The organism is Alteromonas algae, assembly GCF_049117195.1.
In the GTDB taxonomy this organism is placed as follows: Bacteria; Pseudomonadota; Gammaproteobacteria; order Enterobacterales; family Alteromonadaceae; genus Alteromonas.
This window is the reverse complement of record NZ_CP185260.1, coordinates 2,660,629-2,685,931: the sequence shown is the minus strand read 5'-3', so window position 1 is coordinate 2,685,931 and position 25,303 is coordinate 2,660,629. Positions and strand designations below refer to the sequence as shown.

General features: G+C 45.7%; 20 protein-coding genes and 5 tRNA genes. 17 read left to right on the top strand and 8 right to left on the bottom strand.

Annotation, left to right across the window (positions count from 1 at the left end):
- Nucleotides 1–181 precede the first annotated feature (181 nt).
- The 8 genes from ACOJRU_RS12100 to der all read left to right on the top strand — a co-directional run bounded on the left by ACOJRU_RS12100 (nt 182) and on the right by der (nt 9,516).
- Nucleotides 182–1,300 (top strand): bifunctional tRNA (adenosine(37)-C2)-methyltransferase TrmG/ribosomal RNA large subunit methyltransferase RlmN, encoded by a 1,119-nt coding sequence (locus tag ACOJRU_RS12100; RefSeq protein ID WP_421131996.1) that lies wholly within the window; start codon nt 182–184, stop codon nt 1,298–1,300.
- A gap of 24 nt (nt 1,301–1,324) precedes the next feature.
- The gene (pilW, locus tag ACOJRU_RS12095) at nt 1,325–2,428 is read left to right on the top strand and encodes a type IV pilus biogenesis/stability protein PilW (protein ID WP_421131995.1); all 1,104 of its coding nucleotides are present in this window, start codon (nt 1,325–1,327) and stop codon (nt 2,426–2,428) included.
- A 6-nt stretch (nt 2,429–2,434) separates the two neighbouring features.
- Entirely contained in the window at nt 2,435–3,430 is a 996-nt protein-coding gene (locus tag ACOJRU_RS12090; protein ID WP_421131994.1) for a RodZ domain-containing protein, read from the top strand.
- A gap of 8 nt (nt 3,431–3,438) precedes the next feature.
- On the top strand, nt 3,439–4,557 hold the full coding sequence (ispG, locus tag ACOJRU_RS12085; protein WP_421131993.1) for a flavodoxin-dependent (E)-4-hydroxy-3-methylbut-2-enyl-diphosphate synthase: 1,119 nt from the start codon (nt 3,439–3,441) through the stop codon (nt 4,555–4,557).
- A 123-nt stretch (nt 4,558–4,680) separates the two neighbouring features.
- Nucleotides 4,681–5,961, top strand: a complete 1,281-nt coding sequence (gene hisS, locus ACOJRU_RS12080) for a histidine--tRNA ligase (RefSeq protein WP_421131992.1) — start codon at nt 4,681–4,683, stop codon at nt 5,959–5,961.
- Between the two features lie 14 nt (nt 5,962–5,975).
- Nucleotides 5,976–6,593 (top strand): YfgM family protein, encoded by a 618-nt coding sequence (locus ACOJRU_RS12075; protein ID WP_421131991.1) that lies wholly within the window; start codon nt 5,976–5,978, stop codon nt 6,591–6,593.
- A gap of 31 nt (nt 6,594–6,624) precedes the next feature.
- Nucleotides 6,625–7,884, top strand: coding sequence for an outer membrane protein assembly factor BamB (gene bamB, locus ACOJRU_RS12070; RefSeq protein WP_421131990.1), 1,260 nt, complete (start codon nt 6,625–6,627; stop codon nt 7,882–7,884).
- A gap of 186 nt (nt 7,885–8,070) precedes the next feature.
- A complete protein-coding gene (gene der, locus ACOJRU_RS12065) occupies nt 8,071–9,516 on the top strand; it encodes a ribosome biogenesis GTPase Der (RefSeq protein WP_421131989.1) in 1,446 nt (481 codons plus the stop codon).
- A 40-nt stretch (nt 9,517–9,556) separates the two neighbouring features.
- Here the strand turns inward: der and ACOJRU_RS12060 are convergent, their stop codons facing one another.
- The gene (locus tag ACOJRU_RS12060; RefSeq protein WP_421131988.1) at nt 9,557–10,606 is read right to left on the bottom strand and encodes a hypothetical protein; all 1,050 of its coding nucleotides are present in this window, start codon (nt 10,604–10,606) and stop codon (nt 9,557–9,559) included.
- A gap of 89 nt (nt 10,607–10,695) precedes the next feature.
- Nucleotides 10,696–12,051 carry an exodeoxyribonuclease VII large subunit gene (gene xseA / locus ACOJRU_RS12055; protein ID WP_421131987.1) on the bottom strand — a complete coding sequence of 452 codons (1,356 nt, stop codon included), beginning with the start codon at nt 12,049–12,051 and terminating at the stop codon, nt 10,696–10,698.
- Between the two features lie 100 nt (nt 12,052–12,151).
- On the opposite strand from xseA, the gene guaB reads away from it, so the two are divergent.
- The 4 genes from guaB to ACOJRU_RS12035 all read left to right on the top strand — a co-directional run bounded on the left by guaB (nt 12,152) and on the right by ACOJRU_RS12035 (nt 18,060).
- Nucleotides 12,152–13,621 carry an IMP dehydrogenase gene (guaB, locus tag ACOJRU_RS12050; protein ID WP_421131986.1) on the top strand — a complete coding sequence of 490 codons (1,470 nt, stop codon included), beginning with the start codon at nt 12,152–12,154 and terminating at the stop codon, nt 13,619–13,621.
- Between the two features lie 66 nt (nt 13,622–13,687).
- Nucleotides 13,688–15,265 (top strand): glutamine-hydrolyzing GMP synthase, encoded by a 1,578-nt coding sequence (gene guaA, locus ACOJRU_RS12045; protein ID WP_421131985.1) that lies wholly within the window; start codon nt 13,688–13,690, stop codon nt 15,263–15,265.
- A gap of 177 nt (nt 15,266–15,442) precedes the next feature.
- Nucleotides 15,443–17,065, top strand: a complete 1,623-nt coding sequence (locus tag ACOJRU_RS12040; RefSeq protein ID WP_421131984.1) for a methyl-accepting chemotaxis protein — start codon at nt 15,443–15,445, stop codon at nt 17,063–17,065.
- A 95-nt stretch (nt 17,066–17,160) separates the two neighbouring features.
- A complete protein-coding gene (locus ACOJRU_RS12035) occupies nt 17,161–18,060 on the top strand; it encodes a histone deacetylase (protein WP_421131983.1) in 900 nt (299 codons plus the stop codon).
- 93 nt (nt 18,061–18,153) lie between these two features.
- On the opposite strand, the gene ACOJRU_RS12030 is transcribed toward ACOJRU_RS12035, so the two are convergent.
- From ACOJRU_RS12030 to folD, 6 genes are all read right to left on the bottom strand, one after another.
- Nucleotides 18,154–19,158, bottom strand: a complete 1,005-nt coding sequence (locus ACOJRU_RS12030) for a phospholipase A (RefSeq protein ID WP_421131982.1) — start codon at nt 19,156–19,158, stop codon at nt 18,154–18,156.
- Between the two features lie 39 nt (nt 19,159–19,197).
- Nucleotides 19,198–20,046, bottom strand: a complete 849-nt coding sequence (locus ACOJRU_RS12025; protein ID WP_421131981.1) for an MBL fold metallo-hydrolase — start codon at nt 20,044–20,046, stop codon at nt 19,198–19,200.
- Between the two features lie 30 nt (nt 20,047–20,076).
- The gene (locus ACOJRU_RS12020; RefSeq protein ID WP_421131980.1) at nt 20,077–21,795 is read right to left on the bottom strand and encodes a proline--tRNA ligase; all 1,719 of its coding nucleotides are present in this window, start codon (nt 21,793–21,795) and stop codon (nt 20,077–20,079) included.
- A 132-nt stretch (nt 21,796–21,927) separates the two neighbouring features.
- The gene (gene tsaA, locus ACOJRU_RS12015) at nt 21,928–22,650 is read right to left on the bottom strand and encodes a tRNA (N6-threonylcarbamoyladenosine(37)-N6)-methyltransferase TrmO (protein WP_421131979.1); all 723 of its coding nucleotides are present in this window, start codon (nt 22,648–22,650) and stop codon (nt 21,928–21,930) included.
- A gap of 39 nt (nt 22,651–22,689) precedes the next feature.
- Nucleotides 22,690–23,250 carry a DUF1415 domain-containing protein gene (locus ACOJRU_RS12010; protein ID WP_421131978.1) on the bottom strand — a complete coding sequence of 187 codons (561 nt, stop codon included), beginning with the start codon at nt 23,248–23,250 and terminating at the stop codon, nt 22,690–22,692.
- 43 nt (nt 23,251–23,293) lie between these two features.
- The gene (gene folD, locus ACOJRU_RS12005) at nt 23,294–24,148 is read right to left on the bottom strand and encodes a bifunctional methylenetetrahydrofolate dehydrogenase/methenyltetrahydrofolate cyclohydrolase FolD (RefSeq protein ID WP_421131977.1); all 855 of its coding nucleotides are present in this window, start codon (nt 24,146–24,148) and stop codon (nt 23,294–23,296) included.
- 439 nt (nt 24,149–24,587) lie between these two features.
- Here folD and ACOJRU_RS12000 point away from each other — a divergent pair.
- The 5 genes from ACOJRU_RS12000 (at nt 24,588) to ACOJRU_RS11980 (ending at nt 25,146) form a co-directional block, all read left to right on the top strand.
- A tRNA-Pro gene (locus tag ACOJRU_RS12000) sits at nt 24,588–24,664 on the top strand.
- 27 nt (nt 24,665–24,691) lie between these two features.
- Nucleotides 24,692–24,768: transfer RNA gene (locus tag ACOJRU_RS11995), tRNA-Arg, on the top strand.
- Between the two features lie 88 nt (nt 24,769–24,856).
- Nucleotides 24,857–24,932: transfer RNA gene (locus tag ACOJRU_RS11990), tRNA-His, on the top strand.
- Between the two features lie 7 nt (nt 24,933–24,939).
- A tRNA-Leu gene (locus tag ACOJRU_RS11985) sits at nt 24,940–25,024 on the top strand.
- Nucleotides 25,025–25,069: 45 nt separating this feature from the next.
- Nucleotides 25,070–25,146 (top strand) — tRNA-Pro (locus ACOJRU_RS11980).
- Nucleotides 25,147–25,303: the final 157 nt, after the last annotated feature.

Genomic DNA, 25,303 nt, shown 5'->3' with positions numbered 1-25,303 from the left:
AAATTTGAACGAATTTGGCGTGTTATTATCTAAAACGGTTTAACAAGCGTTTTTCTCTTTATAGACGGTTTTAGATATTGCGGCTTTTTATTCTTTGCTCGAACGACAGTACCGGGCGTGCAATATTCGATTAAGCATTACGAGGCTACTGTCCTCGTTAGGTAGAAGGGTCATCTTTTTCATGGCAAAAACAAACTTATTAAATCTAAATCGCGAAGGCTTGCGAAATTTCTTCAAGGAAATGGGAGACAAGCCGTTTCGTGCCGATCAGGTAATGAAATGGATTTACCAGCACGGCGAAAGTGATTTTGAAAAGATGAGTAATCTTAATAAGAACCTTCGCGCCATGCTAATAGAAAATTGTGAGATTAAAGCACCAGAAATTGCTTACTATCAAGAAGCGAGCGACGGCACGATAAAATTTGCGCTTACCCTTGAGGGCGGGCAAGAAGTTGAATCGGTATGGATCCCAGAGACCGACCGAGCAACGTTGTGCGTGTCATCGCAAGTTGGCTGTGCGTTAGAATGTACGTTCTGTTCAACAGCGCAGCAAGGCTTTAATCGTAATTTAAGCGTCAGTGAAATCATTGGCCAAGTATGGCGCGTTGCAACGTTTCTAGGGTTATCGAAAGATACCAGCCAGCGCCCGATTACGAACGTGGTAATGATGGGAATGGGTGAGCCGCTTCTTAATCTGAAGAACGTGGTTCCTGCAATGGACATCATGCTTGATGATTTTGGTTTCGGGCTCTCAAAACGTCGGGTTACGTTAAGTACCTCTGGTGTTGTACCTGCACTAGATATGTTAGGCGACCAGATTGATGTCGCGTTAGCAATCTCGTTGCATGCACCGAACGATGCGTTACGTGATGAAATTGTACCGGTAAACAAAAAGTACAACATAGAAGCGTTTCTTGCCGGTGTTCGCCGCTATTTAGCCAAGTCGAAGGCGAACCAAGGGCGCGTGACCGTTGAGTATGTTATGCTCTCTCACATTAATGACAGCACCGAGCAGGCGCATGAATTAGCCAAGGTGCTAAAAGATACGCCAAGTAAGATTAATCTTATTCCGTTTAATCCTTATCCGGGTTCGCCGTATACGTGCTCGAGTAATTCGCGTATTGATAGGTTTGCGAAAGTGTTGATGGAATACGGCTTTACCACGGTAGTGCGTAAAACCCGTGGCGATGATATTGATGCTGCTTGCGGACAACTTGTTGGCGATGTCGTAGACAGAACCAAAAGAATGTTAAAAAAACAGATGAAGGGCGAAGCAATTTCGGTAAAAATAGCCCAATAATCATAACGATATTAGGGTGAAACGATGCTAAACGGATTGCGTGTTGGACTTATATTAGCAGTAACCGCGCTGTTTGGTTGCGTAAGTAGCAATCAAACAGGCAGTTACAGTGAAAATATCGACTATCAAGAGGCGGCGAGAACACGCATGTCTCTTGGTCTTACGTATCTTAAAAATAACAATTATGCGCAAGCCAAAAAGAACCTCGATAAAGCACTGTCTTTCGACCCTCGATCTGCAGACGTCCACTATGCATTGGCTTATTATTATCAACTTGTTGGTGAAATAAGCCGCGCTGAAGAGTTTTACGAAGAATCCTTAAGTATTGCACCTAACAACGGTGATATTGCCAACAGCTACGGTGCCTTCCAATGCCAAAATGGTAATTACAAGAAAGCAAAAACGTATTTCTTGAAAGCTATTAATATCCGCCAATACTCAAATACCGCTGAAACCTACGAGAACTTAGCACTGTGCGCGCAGAGCCAAGGCAACGAAGCCGATGCCATTAATTATTTAAACGACGCTCTGAAGCACCAACCAATGCGTGCTAAAACGCTTTATTTACTGACCGAAATTTATGTTGCCAACGGACAATGGAGCAATGCGCAAGACACATTGAGAAAATACGAACGCGCCACCCCAGTATCGGCTGATTCGTTATGGCTTGCCTTTGAAGTTGCAAAGGGGCAGGGTGACTGGCAAACCGCGAAAGGCTATGGCGATATGATCGTTGCCATGTTCCCGGATAGTGACTATGTTCAGCGTTACCTTGATGTAACACGTGAAAGTGCTCCTAAAGTGGCGCGCACCGCAAAGGTTAAAGCCGTTACCGCACCTCAAAGTCAACCGATCGTAATTAGCGTCGAGCCCGACGATGATGTTTCATCAACAGCGGTGGCTGCAACGCCTGCAACTGAAACGCAAAAAGATAACGAAAACGCTGAAATATCGGATGAAACACCCACATTCCATATAGTAAAAGAGGGCGAAAACCTATATCGTATTTCGCTCATGCACAATATCAAGATGGTAACTCTGCAAACGTGGAACAACTTAGAGAATACTGGCGCTATTTTTGCTGGTAAAAAGCTTTGGTTGGTACCACCGAGTATGCAGGAGGAATAGAATTTAATGGTGTCAGAACAACATGCGGCAGACGACGTAACTGCGCAACAAGAACAAAGTACGCCAAGCCCGGGCCATATGCTGCGAGAGAAGAGAGAGTCTTTGGGGCTGTCGCAACAAGATATAGCCAATAAGCTGTTCTTAAAGGCCGGTCAGATTGATGATTTAGAAAATAACAAGATTGATGACTCGTCCTCGGTAACCTTCACAAAAGGGTACGTGCGGAATTATGCCAAACAACTTGGGATGGACTCGGATGCGGTTATTGCTGCGTTTGAGCAGTACCATACCAGTGTAAAGTCGCCCGCTAAACTACAAAGCTTTTCGAAACGTGTCGCAAAACAGACACATGACGACCGCTGGATGATGGTAACGTACATTATATTGTTACTTATTATCGGCGGTGTTGTAGCATGGTGGTATCAGCAGCCTAGCGATGATGGTGTGGTTGATGTCCCATTAACGGAGCGAGTACTAAAAGAAGCTGCAGACACGCCGCTAACGACAGTTGCGACAGAGCGAGACAGTAGCGTAGTGACTGGCAACACTGTGCCAGCGCAAGCACAGCCACGCACCGATGCACTGATGCCTCAGTCGGGGCAAGACAACTTTCCTTCACCCAGCGACGAAAACTCTGCAAGTGAACAAGATGCTGAGACGGCTGCACCGATGATTGATGAAACCAACAACGTAACCGCGCTCATAACCAATAATGAATTAGAAACGGATGCGTCTATCACGCCAGAACTAGTCGACACTGCTGTACCCATTAGCATGCTGTTTACTTTTGATAACGATTGTTGGGTAAGTATTAAAGACGCGACCGGCGAGACCATTGCATATGGTGTTAAAGAAGCTGGGCGAGTGATGGAGGTTTCAGGTGTTCCACCTGTCCAAGTGACATTAGGTGCTCCACAAAATGTACGTGTTTCAGTAAATGGCGATGCCGTCGATATCTCTAGCTATCATGGTCGTACTGCACGCTTTTCACTTCCTTTATAGGTAATAAGATGTTTTCAGAAAGTCCAATTACGCGCCGAAAATCAACGCGTATTAATGTTGGTAATGTTCCTATAGGTGATGGCGCGCCTATCGCCGTTCAATCAATGACCAATACGCTGACCACTGATGTGGCGGCAACGGTTGCGCAAATCAATCGAATTGTTGCTGTTGGTGGCGAGATTGTGCGTGTTTCAGTGCCTACCATGGATGCTGCCGAAGCGTTTAAAGAAATTAAAAAACAAGTGTCGGTACCTCTTGTTGCCGATATCCATTTTGATTACCGCATCGCCCTTAAAGTGGCTGAGTATGGGGTAGACTGCCTAAGAATAAATCCGGGCAACATTGGTAATATGGAGCGCGTTAGATCAGTGGTTGACTGCGCCAAAGATAAGAATATTCCTATTCGAATTGGTGTTAACGGCGGCTCGTTAGAAAAAGACTTACAAGAAAAGTATGGTGAGCCAACACCAGAAGCACTGGTAGAGTCGGCCATGCGCCATGTTGATATTCTTGATAAGCTTAATTTTGACCAGTTTAAAGTGAGCGTAAAAGCGTCGGATGTGTTTTTGGCGGTAGGCGCATACCGCTTACTGGCACAAAAAATTGATCAACCACTTCACTTAGGCATTACCGAAGCAGGCGGTCAGCGTGCCGGAGCAGTGAAAAGCGCGGTGGGTCTGGGTATGTTGCTTGCCGAAGGCATTGGTGACACGATAAGAGTGTCGCTCGCGGCAGACCCAGTGGAAGAAATTAAGGTTGGCTTTGATATATTAAAGTCACTCCGCATTCGTTCTCGAGGCATTAATTTTATTGCCTGCCCCAGCTGCTCACGTCAAGAGTTCGATGTTATATCGACAGTGAACGCGTTGGAAGAACGGTTAGAAGACATTTTAACCCCCATGGACGTGTCTATTATTGGTTGCGTGGTAAACGGGCCTGGCGAAGCCGAAGTGTCAGATTTGGGGCTAACCGGGGCGCGTAATATGAGTGGTTTGTACGAAGACGGTAAGCGAGTAAAAGAGCGTCTACCTAATGATGACCTTGTCGATAGGCTCGAGAGTCGCATTCGTGCAAAGGCATCAAGAATGCGCGAAGAAAACAAAATTCAGGTAGCGATAAAAGACTAACGCGCAGTAATTGTTTCGCTAAGCGCAGATTGCGCGAAGAACAATACAGCTGAGCATTGTTGTTTATTTCCAAAGCCCCTATAATGCGGGGCTTTTCACTATTTAGCAGTATGAGAATTTCACGTGGCTAAGACTATTCAGGCAATTCGAGGCATGAACGATTGCCTGCCGGAAATATCCGGTACATGGCAGAAAGTAGAATCTGCAATTCGTCAGGTGGTAGCGAGTTATGGCTACCAAGAAATACGCACTCCGATTGTTGAGAGCACAGACTTATTCAAGCGCTCTATTGGCGAAGTGACCGATATTGTTGAAAAAGAAATGTACACCTTTGAGGACAGAAATGGCGACAGCCTTACGCTTCGTCCTGAAGGCACCGCCAGCTGTGTAAGGGCGGGTAATGAACATGGTTTGTTGTACAATCAGCAACAGCGCCTGTGGTACATGGGGCCGATGTTCCGCCACGAGCGTCCTCAAAAAGGGCGTTATCGCCAGTTCCATCAATTCGGTGTAGAGACTTATGGCATTGATGGTCCTGATATCGACTTGGAAGTTATTCTTCTTAGTGCCAGGTTCTGGAAGCTGTTTGGTATTCAGCAGCACGTTAAACTTCAAATTAATACGTTGGGGTCGAATGAAGCCCGCGCCGCTTATCGCGATACGCTTGTCGATTATTTGAAAGCGCGAGCTGATAAGCTAGATGAAGAGTCGCTGCGTCGATTAGAGACTAATCCGCTACGCGTGTTAGACAGCAAAAACCCAGAGGTACAGGCCGCTATTACAGATGCGCCTTCTCTGATCGATCACCTTGATGAAGAATCAAAAGCGCATTTTGACACGCTGTGCGCGCGTTTAACGCAAGCGGGCGTCGAGTATGAAATCAACCCTCGTTTAGTGCGCGGTTTGGATTATTATAACCGAACCGTATTCGAGTGGGTTACTGACAGCTTAGGTGCACAGGGTACCGTGTGCGCTGGCGGTCGATACGATGGTTTGGTTGAACAGCTAGGCGGCAAGTCGACCCCCGCGGTAGGCTTTGCGATGGGATTAGAGCGTCTTGTATTGCTGCTTACTACGTTAACCGACGAGGGACAGGATGTAGCAAACGCCGACGTTTATGTCACCGCGATGGGTGACGATGCGCAAGCGTATGCTGTAGAGGTCTCTGAACATTTACGAAATACACTGCCAGACGTGCGCATTATGATGCACTGTGGCGGTGGAAACTTTAAAAAGCAACTTAAACGTGCAGACAAGACCGGTGCAAAACTTGCACTGTTACTAGGGTCTGATGAAATGCAATCACGTACCGTGGGTATAAAGCCGCTACGTGATGGTCAGGAACAGCAAACTGTAGAGTTTGATGCGTTAACGCGCACGGTTTCTGAACTGCTAAACCGTTAAGATAAGAGGAAGTCATGGAACAATTCGCCACAGAAGAACAACAAGTAGAAGCGATTAAAGGTTTTTGGAAAGAGCACGGCACCGCGATTATCGTTGGCGCGGCACTGGGTTTTGGCGGCCTATGGGGCTGGCGTTATTACTCAGAAACACAAATCGAAAACCGTGAAGCGGCGTCGGTTGCTTATCAAGAAGCCGTTCAAAGCCTTGACGCTGAAAACGGCGTTGAAAATGTAGAAGCTTTTATTGCCGCGAACGAGGATACTGGTTATGCAAGTGTTGCCAGCTTGATTGCTGCAAAACAAGCGGTTGATGCAGGCGACTTAGACAGTGCCGCGTCGCACCTTAACCACGTAGTGACGTTTGCAGAAAACGACCAGTTGAAGTCATTGGCGGGTGTTCGTCTTGCACGTGTGCAAATTGAAATGAACCAGCTTGATGCAGCGTTGTCTACGCTAGGCAATATTGAAAGTGATGCGTTTAGCGCTGAAGTTTCTGAATTAAAAGGTGATGTTTTCCAGCTGCAGAATAAGATTGATGATGCGCGCTTGGCTTATTCAGCCGCCTTAGAAAAAAATGCCAATAACCCGCTGCTACAAATGAAAGTAGACAATTTAGCCATCGCGGGCCAATAAGCTGGTAAATAAAAATAAAGAGGTACGCAATTTGTTTCACAATACGTGTGGCCAGACAGGCCGTTTAGCTCGCATCACAGGCATGGTTTTGGCCATGACCTTTACGCTTTCTGGCTGTTCAACGGTTTCAGACTGGTTTGCAGATGAAGAAGAGTTAGAAATTCGTCGATTAAAGCCTATTGACGCGCAATTTTCACCACAAGTAGAGTGGTCTCGTGATATTGGCGACGGTGTCGACTTTTATTTCTCTCGCCTACAACCTGTTTATGCGTACGACAAGCTCTATGCCGCCGACCGACACGGTATTGTAGTTGCAATGAACCCCGACACGGGTGATGTCATTTGGGAGCGCGACTTTGCGTCTTTCGAAGGCGAAGGTGTTTGGAATAGCGTTTCAAGCGTGTGGGAAAGTGGCGAAAGCGCACGCATAGGTGGTATTCACGCTGCTGATAGGCATGTGTTCATCGGCACTGAAAATGGTCATGTGGTTGCGTTAGATGCTGAAACTGGCGAGACAGCCTGGAGCAAGACTATCCCTGGTGAAGTGCTAGCTGCTCCTGCAGCTGACGAAGGCATATTAGTAGTGAATACCGGTGCCGGCTCTCTTTATGGTTTTAACACGCGTACCGGCGAAGAAATATGGCATCACGAAGGGGATACGCCTCCGCTTACGTTGCGCGGTATTTCAGGCCCAGTTGCTTCAAACGGTGGTACCATTGTTGGAACCGCGACAGGTAAACTGCAAGTTAACCTGATTGATAACGGTGTTATGGCATGGGAAACCGCTATTGCTAAGCCTACTGGTGCAACAGAGCTAGAGCGTATTGTTGATATCGACACCACGCCCGTGTTGTTTGGTGGAACCATTTATACTGTGGCGTACAATGGTACGTTAGCGGCTGTTGAATTACAGTCTGGTCGCGTTATTTGGAAGCGTGAATATGCTTCATTTCGTAACCTGAGCATTGATGGTAATCGAATTTTTGTGGTAGACAATAATTCAAATGTCTATGCGCTTGATAGACGCAACGGTGTTGAACTATGGTCACAAGGTTCGTTGAAAGGCCGTTCTTTAACTGCTGCGACCCCTATGGGCGATAATATTGTCGTTGGCGACAATTGGGGCTTTTTACATTGGGTAAACCAAGAAAGTGGAAAGATTGTCGCGCGCCTCGATGTAGGTGGTGATGACGAAGACGATGCTATCTATACGTCGCCAATCAACGTTAAAGACAAGGTTGTTGCAGTGACGCGAGAAGGTGTTGTGGCGTCGATAGTTGCACCCCAATAAATATGAATTAATGTTAGTAGTATGCGCTGAAATGTAAGTACATAACACGTACTTCGTGCAGATGAGCGTTACATGCTGACGCATTATCCATAACACGGTATAATGAAAACTCACAGTAACCGCAAGTAGGCTTCGCTTACTTGCGGTTTGTGCTTTCAAGCACTCATGACCTTTAGGATCTGATACATGTTACCCGTTGTTGCTTTGGTTGGCCGTCCCAATGTTGGAAAGTCGACTTTATTTAATCGTCTGACAAATACGCGCGATGCGCTAGTTGCAGATTACCCTGGACTTACCCGCGATAGAAAGTATGGCCGGGCGAAGTTCGAGCGTCGTCAATTCATTGTAGTCGATACCGGTGGTATCACAGGCGATGAAGAGGGCATTGATGCCGAAATGGCGCAGCAGTCCCTATTGGCTATTGAAGAAGCCGATGTGGTGATGTTCTTGGTTGATGCTCGTGCAGGCTTGCTTCCTGCCGACCAGGGGATAGCAGACCACCTACGCAGGATTAACAAACAGGTGTTTGTGGTTGCCAATAAAGTTGATGGTATCGACGGCGACAGCGAGAGTGCTGAATTTTATTCGTTGGGTTTAGGTGACATTAAGCAAATTGCTGCCGCGCATGGCCGAGGTGTTAGCCAACTATTGCAAGACGCTCTGGCGCCGCTGGAAGCATCATTTCCTGATATGGAAGTAATTGAAGAAGTTATTGATGAGTCGCTCGATGCAGAAGCACAGCGTGAAAGGCTTCAATCGCTACCCATTAAACTTGCGATTGTCGGTAAGCCTAACGTCGGTAAGTCGACATTAACTAATCGAATATTGGGTGAAGAACGGGTCGTGGTTTATGACCTTCCCGGCACCACGCGCGATAGTGTTTACATTCCGATGGAACGGGACGAGCGCGAATATGTGCTTATCGATACTGCAGGGGTAAGAAAGCGCAAAAAAGTGAATGAAGCAGTTGAGAAATTCTCGATTGTAAAGACACTTCAAGCCATTGAAGAGTCAAACGTTGTTTTGCTCGTTATCGATGCCCGCGAAGGCATAACAGATCAAGACTTAAGCCTTTTAGGTTTTGTACTTAATTCTGGACGTTCATTGGTTGTTGCCGTGAATAAGTGGGATGGCTTAACGCTTGATGTGAAAGACGATATTAAACGTGAAATGGATCGTCGTTTAGGCTTTATCGATTTTGCACGCATTCACTTCATTTCTGCACTTCACGGCTCGGGCGTAGGAAATTTATTTGAGTCTGTGCAAGAAGCCTATGCAAGCGCAACAAAGCGTATTAACACCGCAATGCTTACGCAGATAATGGAAATGGCGCAAGACGATCACCAACCGCCTCTTGTTCGCGGTCGTAGGGTGAAGATGAAATATGCTCACGCAGGCGGTTATAATCCGCCCGTTATCGTTATTCACGGTAACCAAGTGGATGATTTGCCAAATTCTTACAAGCGCTTCTTGATGAACTATTTCAGAAAGGCCCTAGAAATTATGGGAACGCCAATCAAAATTGAATTTAGAGAAGGCAGCAACCCATTCGAAGGTAAGAAAAACAACCTAACGTTGGCGCAGCAGCGCAAACGTAAACGGATGATGTCTTTTTATAAAGACAAAAAGTAGAACCAAAAAAAACCGCTCAGTGAGCGGTTTTTTTATAAGCTTAATTCACCAGCATTTTACGAATCTCTACCATAAGTGGCGACTCGTCTGGTACGGCTATTTGGCCCACTAATTCATCTATAATAGGGTCTGAAAAGTCTGCTGGAAATGTTGTTGCCACCTTAATGTACTTATCAGACAATTGAAATACATAGGTGGTTGCGAAAATAGTGGGCTCAAGTTCAGACTCTGCTTTTAACCCAAGCCTCCAGCCCTTCAGTGTTTCGGAAACAATATAGGGTGAGGCCGGCGCAGCCTGTGATAACTGTAAGTTTTTTGCTGTTGCTACATCGCCCGCTCTGTTCCAATCTTCATTCAGCGCCGCATTAAGTAATTCATCGGTATCACTATCGAGAGAGGCTAAAATCGGGTAAACGGTGACATCCACTAAAGCCTCTTCAAAGGTAGGATGAATGTAGCGAGTAACAGAGCCTCTAAACGGGTCGGGGTAAAGCTGAGTATCTAATCGTGTAAACGTACCCACACGCTCAGGTACGTATAAATGGTTTTCATAGTCACTTGCCTGTAGGGCATCGTACAAGAACGGCGTCGTAAAAACGTTGTTCGTCTCGACGTAACGGTACCACGCATCGACCATGTCGTTGGCAATAGCATGCGATTCGGTATCTTGTGTGTTTTCTTTTATTACCGTAAACGAGTCTATTTCTAGCCCGCGCCATTGAAGGGTAAATTCAGTCAGCTGCTTCTCTTCGGGTGACGACGCCAACGTTTGACCTAAATTTGCAACAAGCAATGAATAGTCGGCAGCATCTTCGAAGGGAAGGATGGCATTGAAAGGAACTTTTGTCTGAAGCGCAGTAATGAACTGCTCTGGCGCGAGGGCATCTTCAGTACACACCGCTTGGTCGTTGTGTAAGGTTTTACCGCATGCCGCGGTCAGTACCTCACTGGGAAACGTTGAGAACACTGACAGCGTTATACCTGAGGTAGATGCGTGCACGGGCATGACCTGCAAAGGGAGTGACAATGCCATAACGCTAACCAGCGCAGACATCACATCACGAAACATTACTTTACGAGTAATATTCATGCTGTTACAGACCGGCTGCGTGGATTGAAAATAGTAGCACGCATTGGCGTGCTCACTACTAGCAATGCCTTATGTGAATAGCTCATACATTACTCATTGGTTTTAATACCAATTACTGTACTGGTTATTTCGCCGTCAGTCACTCGTGTTTTTAACGTTTCACCTTCTTTAACTGCACTAACTGATGTAACGGGGGTGGTATCAGAGAACGTGATGCTGTAACCGCGCGATAACGTAGACAGAGGGCTGACAGATTGCAGCAGGCCGGCGTACTGTGCCACATCCCTCTTTTTACTTTTAATTAAGGCCTGCATATGGGCATGGAGCGATGCTGTTAACTGCGTGACACGCTCAGAGGCCTTGTTAATACGATTAGCGGGTGTGTGTCTTTCAAGGCGCGCAGTTTCTGTTCTCAACGTATCAGAGGCCTTGGTAAGTGTGCGCTCCATACGATGATTGAGGCGCAGCTGTAAACGGTCTAGCGTTTGCCATTGATGTTGTATTTTTGCAGAAGGGTGCAAAGACGTTAGTTTTTGTCGTTGCAACGTATAGTGTTGTTTTGCATGATTTATACGGTGGTGCATGGCTCTCACTAAGCGCGCTTTTCTTTGCGCTATCCCCTCAAATAGGGCGGCGGTATCCTGACTAAGTAGTTCTGCGGCCGCGGAAGGGGTAGGGGCGCGAAGATCCGCAACGAAGTCACTTATCGTGAAATCAACTTCATGGCCAACCGCGCTGACAGTGGGTATGGGGCATTGTGCTATCTCTCGGGCAAGCTGTTCATTGTTGAAACACCATAAGTCTTCAAGAGAGCCTCCGCCACGGGTAATTAATAAGGCATCGACTTCATTACGTGTTATTGCGGTTTTTAATGCCTGAAGCAGTTGTTTAGGAGCGCTCTCTCCTTGCACCATCGACGGATATACAATGATTTCAGTTTGAGGACTTCGCCGTTTCATCACGCTCAGCACATCATGCAGGGCTGCGCCACTTGATGACGTAATGACGCCCAATTTTTTAATGGTGGTCGGAAGAGGCTTTTTTACGCTGCTTGAAAATAGCCCTTCAGCATTAAGTTTTGCCTTGAGTGCCTCAAAGGCTTGCTTTAGTGCACCTTCGCCGTCGGTCTCCATATGCTCTACCACTAACTGGTAGTCTCCGCGGGCTTCGTAAAGGCCTACTGAAGCGCGCACAAGAATTTTGTCGCCTTCTTTGGGGCGCTGCCTTACAGAACGGTTAGCCCCTTTAAACATCGCAGCACGCACCTGCGCTTTGTTGTCCTTAAGCGTGAAGTACCAATGCCCCGATGCTGCACAGACAAAATTGGAAATTTCAGCTGATAGCCATATCAATCCAATTTCGCCTTCAAGCACGGTTCGAGCCAAGCGATTAAGCGATGTAACTGTTAAAATTTGTCGCGATGTAGAGGGTGAGTTTGTAAACATAAAAAAAATCATCAGGTTTAATACAAATAGAGTTTACCTTAAATATAAAAAACACTACAATTGCGCCGCAATTAACCCTCAATTGAAAAGGTGTTGTTGCATGCTACGAATCATCCAAGAAGCCCTGACGTTTGATGATGTGTTGCTGGTTCCCGGCCACTCAACCGTCCTTCCCCATACTGCCGACTTAAAAACGCGTTTAACGCGCGACGTTACGTTGAATATTCCAATGGTGTCTGCTGCCATGGATACCGTTTCTGAAGCACGTCTTGCCATTGCGCTTGCGCAAGAAGGCGGTATCGGTTTCATTCACAAGAATATGAAGCCAGAAGAGCAAGCAAAACACGTTCGAGCCGTAAAGAAATATGAAAGTGGCGTGGTATCAGACCCAGTAACAGTGACAAAAGACGCCACCATTGGTGATGTTATCGCATTGTCAAAGCGCCTAGGCTATTCAGGCTTTCCTGTTACTGATGCTGACAACAACCTTATTGGTATAGTGACCGGCAGAGATCTTCGTTTTGAAAAACGTCTAGAATTGCCAATCAGCAATGTAATGACAGGTAAAGATGACCTTGTTACGGTAAAAGCCGGCGCAAGCTCAGATATCGTACTTGATCTTATGCACGAGCATCGCATTGAAAAAATCTTAGTAGTCGACGACGCCTTCAAACTGACAGGCCTTATTACGGTTAAAGATTTCCAGAAAGCAGAAAATAAACCCAATGCATGTAAAGACTCATTGGGTCGGTTGCGTGTGGGTGCTGCGGTAAGCGTGGGGCCTGGTACTGATGAGCGTATCGCTTTGTTGGTTGAAGCTGGCGTGGATGTGCTGCTAATTGATACTTCACATGGTCACTCACAGGGGGTTATTGACCGTGTTAAGAAAGTACGTGCTGACTTCCCTGATGTTCAAATTATCGCAGGCAACGTTGCAACAGGTGACGGTGCAAAAGCCCTTGCTGATGCTGGCGTTGACGCAGTGAAAGTGGGCATTGGCCCAGGTTCTATTTGTACAACTCGTATTGTTACTGGCTGTGGCGTACCTCAAATTACAGCAGTGTCAGACGCCGCTGCTGCGCTTGAAGGCACTGGCATACCGGTTATCGCCGACGGTGGTATTCGCTTCTCTGGTGATATTGCTAAAGCACTTGCTGCTGGCGCAAGCTGTGTGATGGTGGGGAGTATGCTAGCTGGGACAGAAGAATCACCCGGTGAAGTCGAGCTGTTCCAAGGCCGTTATTATAAGTCATATCGTGGTATGGGTTCGTTAGGCGCCATGAACCAAAGCCATGGCTCTTCAGATCGTTATTTCCAAGAATCTAATAATGCTGAAAAGTTAGTGCCAGAAGGTATTGAAGGCCGTGTTGCCTATAAAGGGCCAATCGCCAACATTATTCACCAGCAAATGGGCGGGCTTCGCTCAGCGATGGGCCTAACAGGGTGTGGCACCATAGAAGCACTTAATACGAAAGCACAATTTGTTCGTGTTACTTCAGCAGGCATGGGCGAGAGCCACGTGCACGATGTAAGTATAACGAAAGAAGCACCCAACTACCGTTTAGGGTAAAGGTGACCGACGATTGCGAGGCTGGTGTATCACCGGCCTTTGTTCTTCTATTTAACGGGTAAAAACATGACCACAAATATCCACGACCAACGAATACTTATTTTGGATTTTGGCTCGCAGTACACACAGCTTATTGCGCGTCGCGTACGTGAAATCGGCGTTTATTGTGAACTTTGGGCTTGGGACGTAAGCGAAGCACAAATCCGTGAATTTAATCCTCAGGGCATCATTTTATCTGGCGGTCCTGAGTCGGTAACCGAAGCCGGTTCGCCACGTGCACCTGAGTATGTGTTTAATGCTGGCGTACCCGTATTAGGTGTGTGCTACGGCATGCAAACCATGGCACAGCAACTTGGTGGCAGTGTATTGGGCTCAGATAAGCGTGAGTTTGGTTATGCGCAAGTTGAGGTGGTAAAACCAAGCCCGTTGCTTGATAAAATTGAAGATGCCATTAGCGACAACGGCAATGCGCTTCTTGATGTGTGGATGAGTCATGGTGATAAGGTATCGACCATCCCTGAAGGTTTTGAAACCGTCGCCAAGACGCCATCGTGCCCACATGCTGCTATGTATAACGAAGAAAAGCAATTTTACGGTGTGCAATTTCACCCCGAGGTAACGCACACCCGTCAAGGCATGCGTCTGCTTACGCATTTCGTTATGGATGTATGTAAGTGTGAAAAATTATGGACGGCAGGCGCAATCATTGAAGATGCCATTGCGCGTATTAAAACCCAAGTGGGTGATGATGAGGTTATTCTTGGTTTATCAGGCGGCGTAGATTCGTCGGTAACGGCGATGTTGCTTCATCGTGCAATTGGTAAAAACCTCACTTGCGTATTCGTCGATAACGGCTTGTTGCGTCTTAACGAAGCCGACCAGGTGATGGAGATGTTTGGCGATCACTTCGGGCTAAATATTATTCGTATTGACGCAGAAGAGCGTTTTTTAGACCGCTTAAAAGGCGTTGAAGACCCAGAGCTTAAGCGCAAAGCCATTGGTAATGAATTTGTTAGAGTTTTCGATGAAGAAGCGGGCAAATTAGCCAATGCTAAATGGTTAGCACAAGGTACGATATACCCTGATGTAATTGAATCGGCGGGCTCTGCAACCGGCAAAGCACACGTAATCAAATCACACCACAACGTGGGTGGATTGCCAGAAGACATGGCGCTTGGTCTGGTAGAACCGCTACGTGAACTTTTCAAAGATGAAGTGCGCAAGATAGGTCTAGAGCTTGGTTTACCTTATGACATGCTTTATCGCCATCCTTTCCCTGGACCTGGTTTAGGTGTGCGAGTATTAGGTGAAATTAAGAAAGAGTACTGTGACTTGCTTCGTCGCGCCGACGCCATTTTCATAGAAGAGCTACATAATGCCGACTTGTATCAAAAAGTAAGCCAAGCGTTTACGGTATTCTTACCGGTACGTTCTGTGGGCGTTATGGGTGATGCACGAAAATATGATTGGGTTGTGAGTTTACGAGCGGTAGAAACGGTCGATTTCATGACAGCACATTGGGCACATTTACCGTATGACTTCTTAGGTAAGGTGTCGAATCGCATTATTAATGAGATCGATGGAATCTCTAGGGTAGTGTACGACATCTCAGGAAAGCCGCCTGCCACGATAGAGTGGGAGTAAAAATCAAAAAAGAGCCGAAAGGCTCTTTTTTATTGCTATATCTCAGCCTATATTAAATAGGGCATTAGGTAATCGGTAAGTCTCTATTACTTTATGCTTCTATTGTCATGTTTGTGTCATAAAAATAACCTGTAATGTATGTGACAACATTTTCGCAACGCAAAAGGTCTTCTGCCTGTGTTCAATTACACCAGTATCAGTCGTTTAGTGATGACGCCTATCCTCGCCAGTTTCTTTATTTTAGTTTTGCTGAACGGCGCGTCGATTTCCAAGTCTTTCTCTCTGCTTAATGCTTTTGATGAGGTCGATAGTACCCTCGTACAAGCCGAGCGCGATGTAAATCATGTACTTAGTACCTTTAAAACACAGGTACAAGAATGGAAGAACGTGTTGCTTCGTGGCAGCAACGATAAAGACAGAAATAAATATTGGGATCGCTTTAAGGCTCGTGAAGCCGAAATTACTAAGCAGTTTACGGCAATGCTGTTGAACCCTGCGATTAGCAACAAAGCCAAAGATGATATTCGACTGTTTTTAAAAGCGCACGATGTGATGGCACAGAAGTACAGGGAAGGGTATCAGGCGTTTATTAATGCGAATTACGACCCGAGTGTTGGCGATAGTTTTGTAAGAGGCATCGACAGGGAGCCCGCAAAGCTGCTTTCTAATGTTGCGGTAGATATTGCTGAACAAGCTGAAACAGCTTTAGTCGAGTTAAAATCGACAACACGTAACACCTTGTGGCTAATTATTAGTGCCGCCATCGCTTTAACGTTACTGGCTATTTTTTACGTTACCGCAAGGTTACGCAGTCAGGTGATTAGGCCTACCAAGCATATTGCTTCCTGTATCTCGAATTTAGCGTCATGCCAATACGATTACCCACTTACGTATACCAGCAATCACGAATTAGGTGTGCTTGCTGATTCGGCGCGACAGTTACAGAATAAATTAAATAATTCTGTGCAACAGTTAAGAGATGCCGAGCAAGAAATGGAAAACGCATATCGCGCTTTAGGTGATGTGGGGTCTTCAATAATGAATGGAGCGGTAGAGCAACGGGGTACCTCGCAAGCGTTGGACAATAGCACCGATAAACTTAAAGAGATTGTTCAAAGCCTAGTGGCTATTACTGACCAAGTTGCAGTGGCAACCAATAACTCTGAAAAGAACGTAGAGAGTTGTTACGTTACGTTTGAAAACGCGAATAAAGGGTTTATTCAACTTGCCACGACGGTTACAGATTCAAGCAATATTGTGAGCGACCTTCAAAGCAGAAGTACTAATATTTTGAAAGTAGTTAACGTCATTAATGAAATTGCCGATCAAACGAATTTACTTGCGCTAAACGCTGCCATTGAAGCGGCAAGGGCAGGGGAGCATGGCAGAGGTTTTGCGGTTGTTGCTGATGAAGTGCGCGCACTTGCAGCAAAAACACAGCAATCGACCAAAGAAATAAATGACATACTAAGTAGCTTTGAAGCCGAGGCGAAGACGGCGGTTTCGGCAATGAAGACAGGTAAAGCCTTGTCTGACAGCAATGCCGCTGAAGCCTCAACCGCACTTGCCACATTGAATGAAGTGGTTAATGATATTAAAGAAACAGCAAAAGCGGTAGTGGCGCTTAACGACGCAGCCGATGAGCAAGAAGTCGTGCTGGCTGAAGTTGAAGATATCATTGGTAACGTTGTTCGTTCGTCGGAGCGTTACCATGAGCTAGCACAACGTGATGATATGTCTCGTTCTATGCGAAGCATGTCTGATAACGTTGAAAAAGTGGTAAACAGTTTGACCCGTTAATACCGCCTCATCAGTATGAATAGGCGGGGCGTTTGCTCCGCTTTTTTTGTTTTTACCTTACTATCGTCAGATGGTTAACCGTCTGAAAAGGAATTATGTCCATACCACTTGTTTTTCATCCCATTTATAGTCAGCTTGATTTGCCTGAACGTCACCGCTTTCCTATTCAAAAGTATCAGGGGATCCGCGAAGCGTTGCGAGCAAAAGGTATCCCCAACGCATCGTTTTATGCGCCGACCCCTATCAGTAGAAACGTCTTAGACACGTATTTTGACAAACAATATGTCCATGACCTGATTAGCGGTGAACTTAATCCCAAAGCCATGCGCAGAATTGGTTTTCCTTGGTCGAAGCAGCTCATTGATAGAAGTTTAACGGCGGTCTTTGGTACGACACTGACCGCTCAGCTTGCACTTGAGCATGGAAAAGCGCTGAATTTAACCGGCGGTTACCACCATGCATTCGCTGATTTCGGTTCAGGTTTTTGCCTATTTAACGATTTGTATCTTGCGGCAAAAGCAATGCAGGAAGATGCGAGAGTAGACAACGTGATGATTATTGACTTAGATGTCCATCAAGGTGATGGTACGGCTAAGTTATGCGAGAACGATAGAACGATTTTTACGCTTTCTATTCATGGCGAGAAGAACTTTCCTCATCGAAAGCAGGTGTCAGATATCGATATCGGTTTACCAAAAGGTGCAGGCGATGATGAGTACTTACAGGCTTTAGAAGAAGCGCTGTCTGTGGCATTTAAGATGTTTAGCCCAGACGCTATTATTTATGATGCTGGTGTGGATGTGCATCAAAATGATGACTTAGGCCTTTTAAACATCACTACCGAAGGGGTGTATCAACGAGACTGCATGGTGTTTGAGGTCGCAGAGTCTAAAGGTTTACCCATTGCAGGGGTAATAGGTGGTGGATATCAACGCGATATTGATGCGCTGGTTAACGTGCACTTGCAGCTCTATCGTGCCGCGGGTGTGTATTAGCAAGACAGTGTGGTCGTCGCTATATGCTTCTGATTACACTGCCTCGTTTTCAGGTATATTGGGCCTGTAGCGGCTTCTATAGGCCTCGCCCAGTTACAAGAAGCGTAATTGAAAACCTACCCCAATCCGTTCTTGCGAGCGGTTGTAATCGATGAGCGAATCGCCATATCCATTAAAGTATTGAAACATAATGTCATATCGGCTGGTGAGTGGGTAGGTAAGGTCTACTTGGATACTACCTCGGTTATCATCGAATGATAGGTTGTTTCTTACTAAGGCGAATAATTTCACGTTACCAATTTTTCGTCCGTAACCAAATTCTGCACGGCCGTAAAAATCTTCAATATCTGGGTTATCATCTCCTGTAGCATCAAGAGGATCCGTTTTTTCGTCTTCCGGTATGCGGTACCACGTTTTGATATAATAGATATCGTCGTTATCACTGAACACCAGAGACGCAAAAAGCCGGTTCCAGCTGCGAGACTGAAGGCCGCTTTGGCCATTGGACATGTGGTTAAAGCCTACTTGCAGTGTATTAAATTTATACCCGAGCACTGAAATATCAGCCGTCTCTTGCCAAAAAACTTCAGGCTCATAATTGGTTTCTCGAAATGGCTTCGATACTTCACTATTGTACAGTTGCCAAAACGACGTAAACGTGAACCCGAAATACACCCCATCAAATCCAATGTCTTCTAGATACAATGGATACTTAACACTAATTTGAAACTTGGCTTCTTTTTTATCAACATTGTTTTCAGTCAGCTCGCTATTGCCTTCTGAATTCGGGTTCGTTACGTAAGTAATAGGTAAGATATAGTTTTGACGGTGCTGCGTCATTGCGTAAACGTTATCAATTGCTTCTTTGTCGCCTTCTAGGCGCTCATCAAGTGCACTTTCTGTGGTGGTATCTCGTTTGACGATATCGATAACTTCAATATCGAGAAGTGTGTCAGTATCCTCTTTTTCGGTAGCTTGCTGTACGTCATCTGTTTGCGCTGACTGTTGCTGCTTGGGTAGTGATGTTTCTTGTGCAACGGCATTCGTTGCCGCACAGCAAAATGCTGCTATTAATAAAATTCGTTTTAACACAGGCACCAGTGCTCTCCATGTGAGGTTAACAAGCAATAAAAATAATTAAGGGTTAGAAAAAGTGAGGGTTTGTCCTTCCATTGAACCAATAACTTCAAGGGGGGATTCCGCAATCGTTACGTACTGATTGCAGTGATCGATAACGTGATCAATATCATCATCGGTTCTGTCTGGGTCGTGGCTGTATAACGCTAGACATTTTGCATTGCATGCCATCGCAAGCTTAACGGCTTCTTCTGCCACAGAGTGCCCCCAGCCCGATTTTTTCGGCATATCTGACATCATGTATTGAGCATCATGAATAATCACATTGGCATCACGAGCAAACTCAACAAATGTCAGAAAATCCGTTTCTTTTTTATAAGGGGGGTAAAGTTCGTTGTCTGTAATATAAGCGACTTTCTGCCCATCAGCCTCAATAGTATAAGCGCTGCCTTTACCCGGATGGTTCATGGGCAGTCTACGGATGGTTGCCGTGCCTATTTCCCATGTGTGTTGTTCAGCAGGCAGTACCGTAAGTTGAATATTTGCCGTTAATGCGCTGGCCGGTACAGGAAAAACACTGCCATTCATCTGGTTTAAAATTTGATCGTACTCTGGCAGTGTGGTCTGCCCAGGGTAAATATAAATGTCGCGGTCTTTTTGAAAGATAGGTACAAAGAATGGGAACCCTTGAATGTGGTCCCAATGATTGTGGCTAAGCAGTAAATGAATAGGCGTATTTTTTTTGATAAGTTGGTTTCCCAAACGCCTAATGCCCGTACCCGCATCTAAAACTATATCTGTTCCGTCTTCTAGTTCAATATGAACGCATGCAGTATTTCCACCATAGCGCACAAACTCTTGGCCCGGAGTGGGAATAGAGCCTCTAACGCCGTAAAAAGTTAACTGCATACGTCCTCCATTTAGTGTGTTATTGCTAATTTATAGGTTAGCAATAAAATCACTTGCCGTATCAATATCTAGCAACTGTTTCTCACCCGTTGCGCGATTTTTATATTCAATTTGGCGGTTATCTAAATTGCGCTCACCAATAACGATGCTGTGTGGAATACCAATAAGCTCCATATCGTTGAACATTACCCCCGGGCGCTCTTTTCTGTCGTCAAACAGTACATCGATGCCCAAGCCAATAAGCGTTTCATAAAGTGCCTCAGCAGCTTCTTTAATTCTATGAGACTTATGCATGTTCATAGGAATAAGAGCAACGCTAAATGGGGCAATAGGTGCAGGCCACTTAATCCCAAATTTATCATGGTTCTGTTCAATAGCCGCCGCTACGATGCGCGATACACCAATGCCGTAGCAGCCCATTGTTAATGTTTGGTGTTTACCCGTTTCAGTTAATACACCACAGTTCATCGCGTCTGAGTATTTGCTACCAAGCTGAAAAATATGGCCTACTTCAATACCGCGCTTGATATCCAGTGTGCCTTTACCGTCAGGAGACACATCACCGGCGACAACGTTTCGGATATCAACACCTGTTATGTCGTCTTGCCAATTTGCGTTAACGATAACTTTGCCGCCAATTCCCGCACCAGTAGTAAAATCTGCAAGTGCTGCAGCACTGGCGTCAACAACTGATGGTACAGGGAGGTTTGTGGCATCAGCAAAAAACGGTGATACACCAAGAATGTCTTTCGCCTGTTCGAACGATGCTTCGACAAGTGGCGCAGCAACACCATCAACCTTTTCGGCTTTGATATCGTTGAGTTCATGGTCGGCGCGCAATATTAGCGCAATCCAGTCATTTGACTCGATGACATTGCCTTTACTGTCGGTTTTGTTTGCAGCTTTAACTAGTGTGACCTTAACCGCGTGCTGGGCACTACTGTCGACACTTTTTAAAATAGCAGCGAAATCTTTACCTTTCGCATCTTTTGTCTCTTGCGCAGCGCCGGACGCTGTTGCTTTTTGCGGCGCAACGGCCGTCGCCATTTCTACGTTGGCGGCAAAATCACTGTCGCTTGAAAATGCAATTGCATCTTCGCCAGACTCGGCAAGTACATGAAACTCATGAGAGTGATTACCGCCAATTGCACCTGAATCTGCAATTACCGGTCTAAAATCAAGCTCCATGCGAGAGAAAATATTGCAGTAGGCGTCGTACATGGTTTGATATGTTTTATCTAAACACGCATCGTCTAAATGGAAACTGTACGCATCTTTCATAGTAAATTCACGACCACGCATAATACCAAAGCGAGGGCGAACTTCGTCACGGAATTTTGTTTGAATTTGATACAGGTTTATCGGCAGTTGTTTATAGCTGCTAATGTCATTTCTAACCAAGGCTGTAATGACTTCTTCATGTGTTGGACCCAGCACGAAGTCTCGTTGATGGCGGTCTTTCACGCGTAAAAGTTCAGGGCCGTATTCATCCCAACGTCCAGATTCCTGCCAGAGATCCGCGGGCTGAACAACAGGCATAAGCACTTCAATAGCGCCGGCTTTATTCATCTCTTCACGGACAATATTCGCTACTTTATTAAGTACACGCAGGCCAGTAGGTAGCCAGGTATAAAGGCCAGAAGCGAGCTTTCGAATCATTCCCGCTCTAAGCATTAGCTGGTGGCTGGTTACCTCAGCATCTGCCGGAGTTTCTTTCTGCGTAGCGAGCAAATATTGACTAGTGCGCATGAATTGCAGTCTTCCTGTTTTAATGAAATCTAATAATGCCGGTATTCTAATTAACTGTACCCAATTGTGCTACAACTGCGTGCGTTTTATCGTAACTTATCCGCTTATTAAGCATAGCGCATGCTTAAATGGTCAGGGCGCTTTCAATATATCAATGGCTTTTACGACTACCGTGCCATTCTCAATAACAAAGCGGACATCAAATTCGTAAAGTTGAACACAATATACTTTGTCGTCGGTTTCAAGGTTATGTCGATAAGCGGGGCGGGGGTCTTGCGCTAATAGCTGTATGATTAACGAATAAAGATCGGGATGCGTAGTCTGCACACGCATACAGTCGGCTTGGGCCTGTGGAGTAAACGCAACCGCACGCTGTGGTATCGGTGCGGCTTTGGTAAGCGTGTCACTCGCCGTTTGAATAATGTCAGCGTAGGGAAGGTAGGGTTTAATGTCGATAATTGGTGTACTGTCGAGTAAGTCAACGCCACTCACGTTAAGTTGCCAACTATTCCCCACCTTTTGAACCCCTTGGTTTTTTACAACCGACATACCAATATTATTTGGCCGGTGCGTGCTACGGGTGGCCAATACGCCTGTTTTGGCGTTTCCACCTAATCGTGGGGCTTTTACTAACGGTTTCCACCCTCGGGATATATTTTCATGAAATAAGAATAGTAGCCAAAGATGACTAAACCCCTCTAACCCTCTCACCATATCTATACTATTGTACGCGTCAGTAGGGGTGATAATGCCCTCAGCGTCGGCCAAATTAGGTTGGCGGGGAATGGCAAATTTTTGACGAAATGGCGTTGAGATAACCCCAATGGTATCAATCTGAGCCTGTAAGGTGGTCATTAGTGTGCACGTTGTTTAGGTTTATCGGCCATACAATTATCAAAGGCCTTGTTTATGCTTTTCTTTAATCTGCGTTAGCGTCGCGTTGAAGTAGGGGCAGCCTAATTCCTCTGCTTTCTTCATGTTGTTGGTGTAAATAGCTTCAGCGTCATCTTCATTGGGCATATACCGGGTAATATCATCTTCTCTTATTAAGTGGAACATAGGATAAGGTGACCGGTTGGTATAGTGTGAAGCACTGTGCTGAGGTTCACCATCAAAGCGATATTCAGGATGAAAGCTCGCTAATTGATATGTTCCAGCATATCCCCAATCAGCCATCATACGCTCGGCGATAGCTAATGCATCGAGATAGTTATCAAACTGGGTAAAGTGAGAATGTGTAAGTATAACGAGCGTAGTGGCAATATCGTTATTGCTATCGAGTTTGACACACTCATCATAAAGGCGCATTACTGCATCCCCTGTGTCACCATTAACCTCGACACAGCGAATTTGATTTGGCGTTCTAACAAACCGCGCAAAAGGGCAGAAGTTATGTGTTATCACAACGTCGTCTACCCATTGCATAGTCGCGTCGATATAGTGAGATGTTGTCACGGTAACCTTATGAGCCGCCAGCATGATGTGGCGGCTGTGTTAATTAAGAGTGGTATTTAACGTACGCTTCAAGCGTGTTTTCAATGAGACTTGCTACGGTCATTGGACCAACCCCACCAGGAACGGGGGTAATCCATCCCGCACGCGCTTGGGCTTTTTCAAAGTCAACGTCACCAACCAGTGAGCCATCGTTAACACGGTTAATACCCACATCAATAACAATTGCACCAGGCTTTATCCAATCACCGGGAATAAAGTTTGGCTTACCCACCGCTACAACCAGCAAGTCGGCGCGCTGCACGTGACTTTTTAAATTTTGCGTAAATTTATGACATGTAGTCACTGTACATCCTGCTAGCAGTAACTCTAAGCTCATTGGCCTACCAACAATATTGGAAGCACCAACAATCACAGCATCTAAACCCTTAACAGGGCGTTTGGTTGACTCTACCATCGTCATGATGCCCTTAGGTGTACATGGGCGTAGGGCAGGTATGCGCTGTGCGAGACGTCCAATGTTGTAAGGGTGAAAACCGTCTACATCTTTGTGCGGGTGAATACGCTCTAAGACTTTTTCTGCATTTAAGCCCGCCGGTAGCGGTAATTGCACGAGTATGCCGTCTATCTCTTTATCATTATTAAGGTCATCGACCAATTCCAGCAGTGTTTCTTCGGTGGTGTCGGCTGGTAAGTCAAAAGAACGAGAGATAAACCCGACTTCATCGCAGGCTTTGCGCTTATTAGCGACATAAACCTGAGAAGCAGCATCACTGCCTACTAAGACAACAGCAAGCCCTGGTTGTCTTTTTTTGGCTTTAATAAGGGAATCAACGTAAGAGGTTACGTGCTGGCGAACTTGTTTGGCAATGAGCTTGCCGTCTATTAGATGGGCGGTCATAAATTGGTATACATTCAGTAATCAACAAGTGCGTATTATTGTTTCACAAAAGTATATCGAGTAACTAGCATTTTTCTTTTTATAGGGGCCGCTTATTATGAATAAGTGACTTTTTTGATAAAACCAGCAGCGGAATGAAAAAAAACGCTATGCAATGAATACGTTTGAAGGTGATATAAAAGGGCGATGACGAGGAATGAGCATACGTTTTTACCGTTAAATAGAAAAAAGCGCTTGGTAACTCATAACTGAATAACACCTTAAAGGTGCAAAAGCTGTTTAAAATGCATACGTTTTGGTTAAAAAAACACTATTGTGCGCGCTTTGTGAGCGGTTGGTGTTTTTATTTAAAAAAGTGTTTGACGAGGTGGGGGCAAGTCAGTAATATTCGCACCCCGTAAAGGCAGTGAGGCAAAACGCTTCAAAGTCATTACACAGTCGGTGAGTGGCGCAGCTTGGTAGCGCACTTGTTTTGGGTACAAGGGGTCGCAGGTTCAAATCCTGTCTCACCGACCATTTTTTTGCAATGCAAAGATTCGTCGAGCGCCCGTAGCTCAGCTGGATAGAGCAACGGCCTTCTAAGCCGTGGGTCGCAGGTTCGAATCCTGCCGGGCGCGCCATGCGAGTCAGGTAGGACCTGACAATGGACGATGAATTTTAGTAGCATCATGGTACAATTCTCATGTATGCTTTTGCAACACCTCAGTGGTGGGCGTAGCTCAGTTGGTAGAGCCCCGGATTGTGATTCCGGTTGTCGTGGGTTCAAGTCCCATCGTCCACCCCACTTTTTCGCGGGAGTGGTGGAATTGGTAGACACGCTGGATTTAGGTTCCAGTGCTTCACGGCGTGAGAGTTCAAGTCTCTCCTTCCGCACCATACTTTAAGCTTTTTGATAAAGCTGATCATTTCAATGATTCCAGTCGGTGAGTGGCGCAGCTTGGTAGCGCACTTGTTTTGGGTACAAGGGGTCGCAGGTTCAAATCCTGTCTCACCGACCATTTATCCTCTTATTTTGTTCAAAATACCGTTATTTGTTCTAATCGCTCATTAATGCGTCAAAAGCGCGTTATAAACTTGCGTTTCTCTCTCGACTCTTACTGTTAGCGGCTGTATACTACGGCGTCTTTTTTTAACCAGTGCGTTTGTTTCAAGTTT

Bases quoted from the DNA above. Each gene is read 5' to 3' on its own strand.
- ACOJRU_RS12100 (WP_421131996.1), top strand. From the start codon at position 182: ATGGCAAAAACAAACTTATTAAATCTAAATCGCGAAGGCTTGCGAAAT.
- pilW (WP_421131995.1), top strand. From the start codon at position 1,325: ATGCTAAACGGATTGCGTGTTGGACTTATATTAGCAGTAACCGCGCTG.
- ACOJRU_RS12090 (WP_421131994.1), top strand. From the start codon at position 2,435: ATGGTGTCAGAACAACATGCGGCAGACGACGTAACTGCGCAACAAGAA.
- ispG (WP_421131993.1), top strand. From the start codon at position 3,439: ATGTTTTCAGAAAGTCCAATTACGCGCCGAAAATCAACGCGTATTAAT.
- ACOJRU_RS12075 (WP_421131991.1), top strand. From the start codon at position 5,976: ATGGAACAATTCGCCACAGAAGAACAACAAGTAGAAGCGATTAAAGGT.
- der (WP_421131989.1), top strand. From the start codon at position 8,071: ATGTTACCCGTTGTTGCTTTGGTTGGCCGTCCCAATGTTGGAAAGTCG.
- ACOJRU_RS12060 (WP_421131988.1), bottom strand. From the start codon at position 10,606: ATGAATATTACTCGTAAAGTAATGTTTCGTGATGTGATGTCTGCGCTG.
- xseA (WP_421131987.1), bottom strand. From the start codon at position 12,051: ATGTTTACAAACTCACCCTCTACATCGCGACAAATTTTAACAGTTACA.
- guaB (WP_421131986.1), top strand. From the start codon at position 12,152: ATGCTACGAATCATCCAAGAAGCCCTGACGTTTGATGATGTGTTGCTG.
- guaA (WP_421131985.1), top strand. From the start codon at position 13,688: ATGACCACAAATATCCACGACCAACGAATACTTATTTTGGATTTTGGC.
- ACOJRU_RS12035 (WP_421131983.1), top strand. From the start codon at position 17,161: ATGTCCATACCACTTGTTTTTCATCCCATTTATAGTCAGCTTGATTTG.
- ACOJRU_RS12025 (WP_421131981.1), bottom strand. From the start codon at position 20,046: ATGCAGTTAACTTTTTACGGCGTTAGAGGCTCTATTCCCACTCCGGGC.
- ACOJRU_RS12020 (WP_421131980.1), bottom strand. From the start codon at position 21,795: ATGCGCACTAGTCAATATTTGCTCGCTACGCAGAAAGAAACTCCGGCA.
- tsaA (WP_421131979.1), bottom strand. From the start codon at position 22,650: ATGACCACCTTACAGGCTCAGATTGATACCATTGGGGTTATCTCAACG.
- folD (WP_421131977.1), bottom strand. From the start codon at position 24,148: ATGACCGCCCATCTAATAGACGGCAAGCTCATTGCCAAACAAGTTCGC.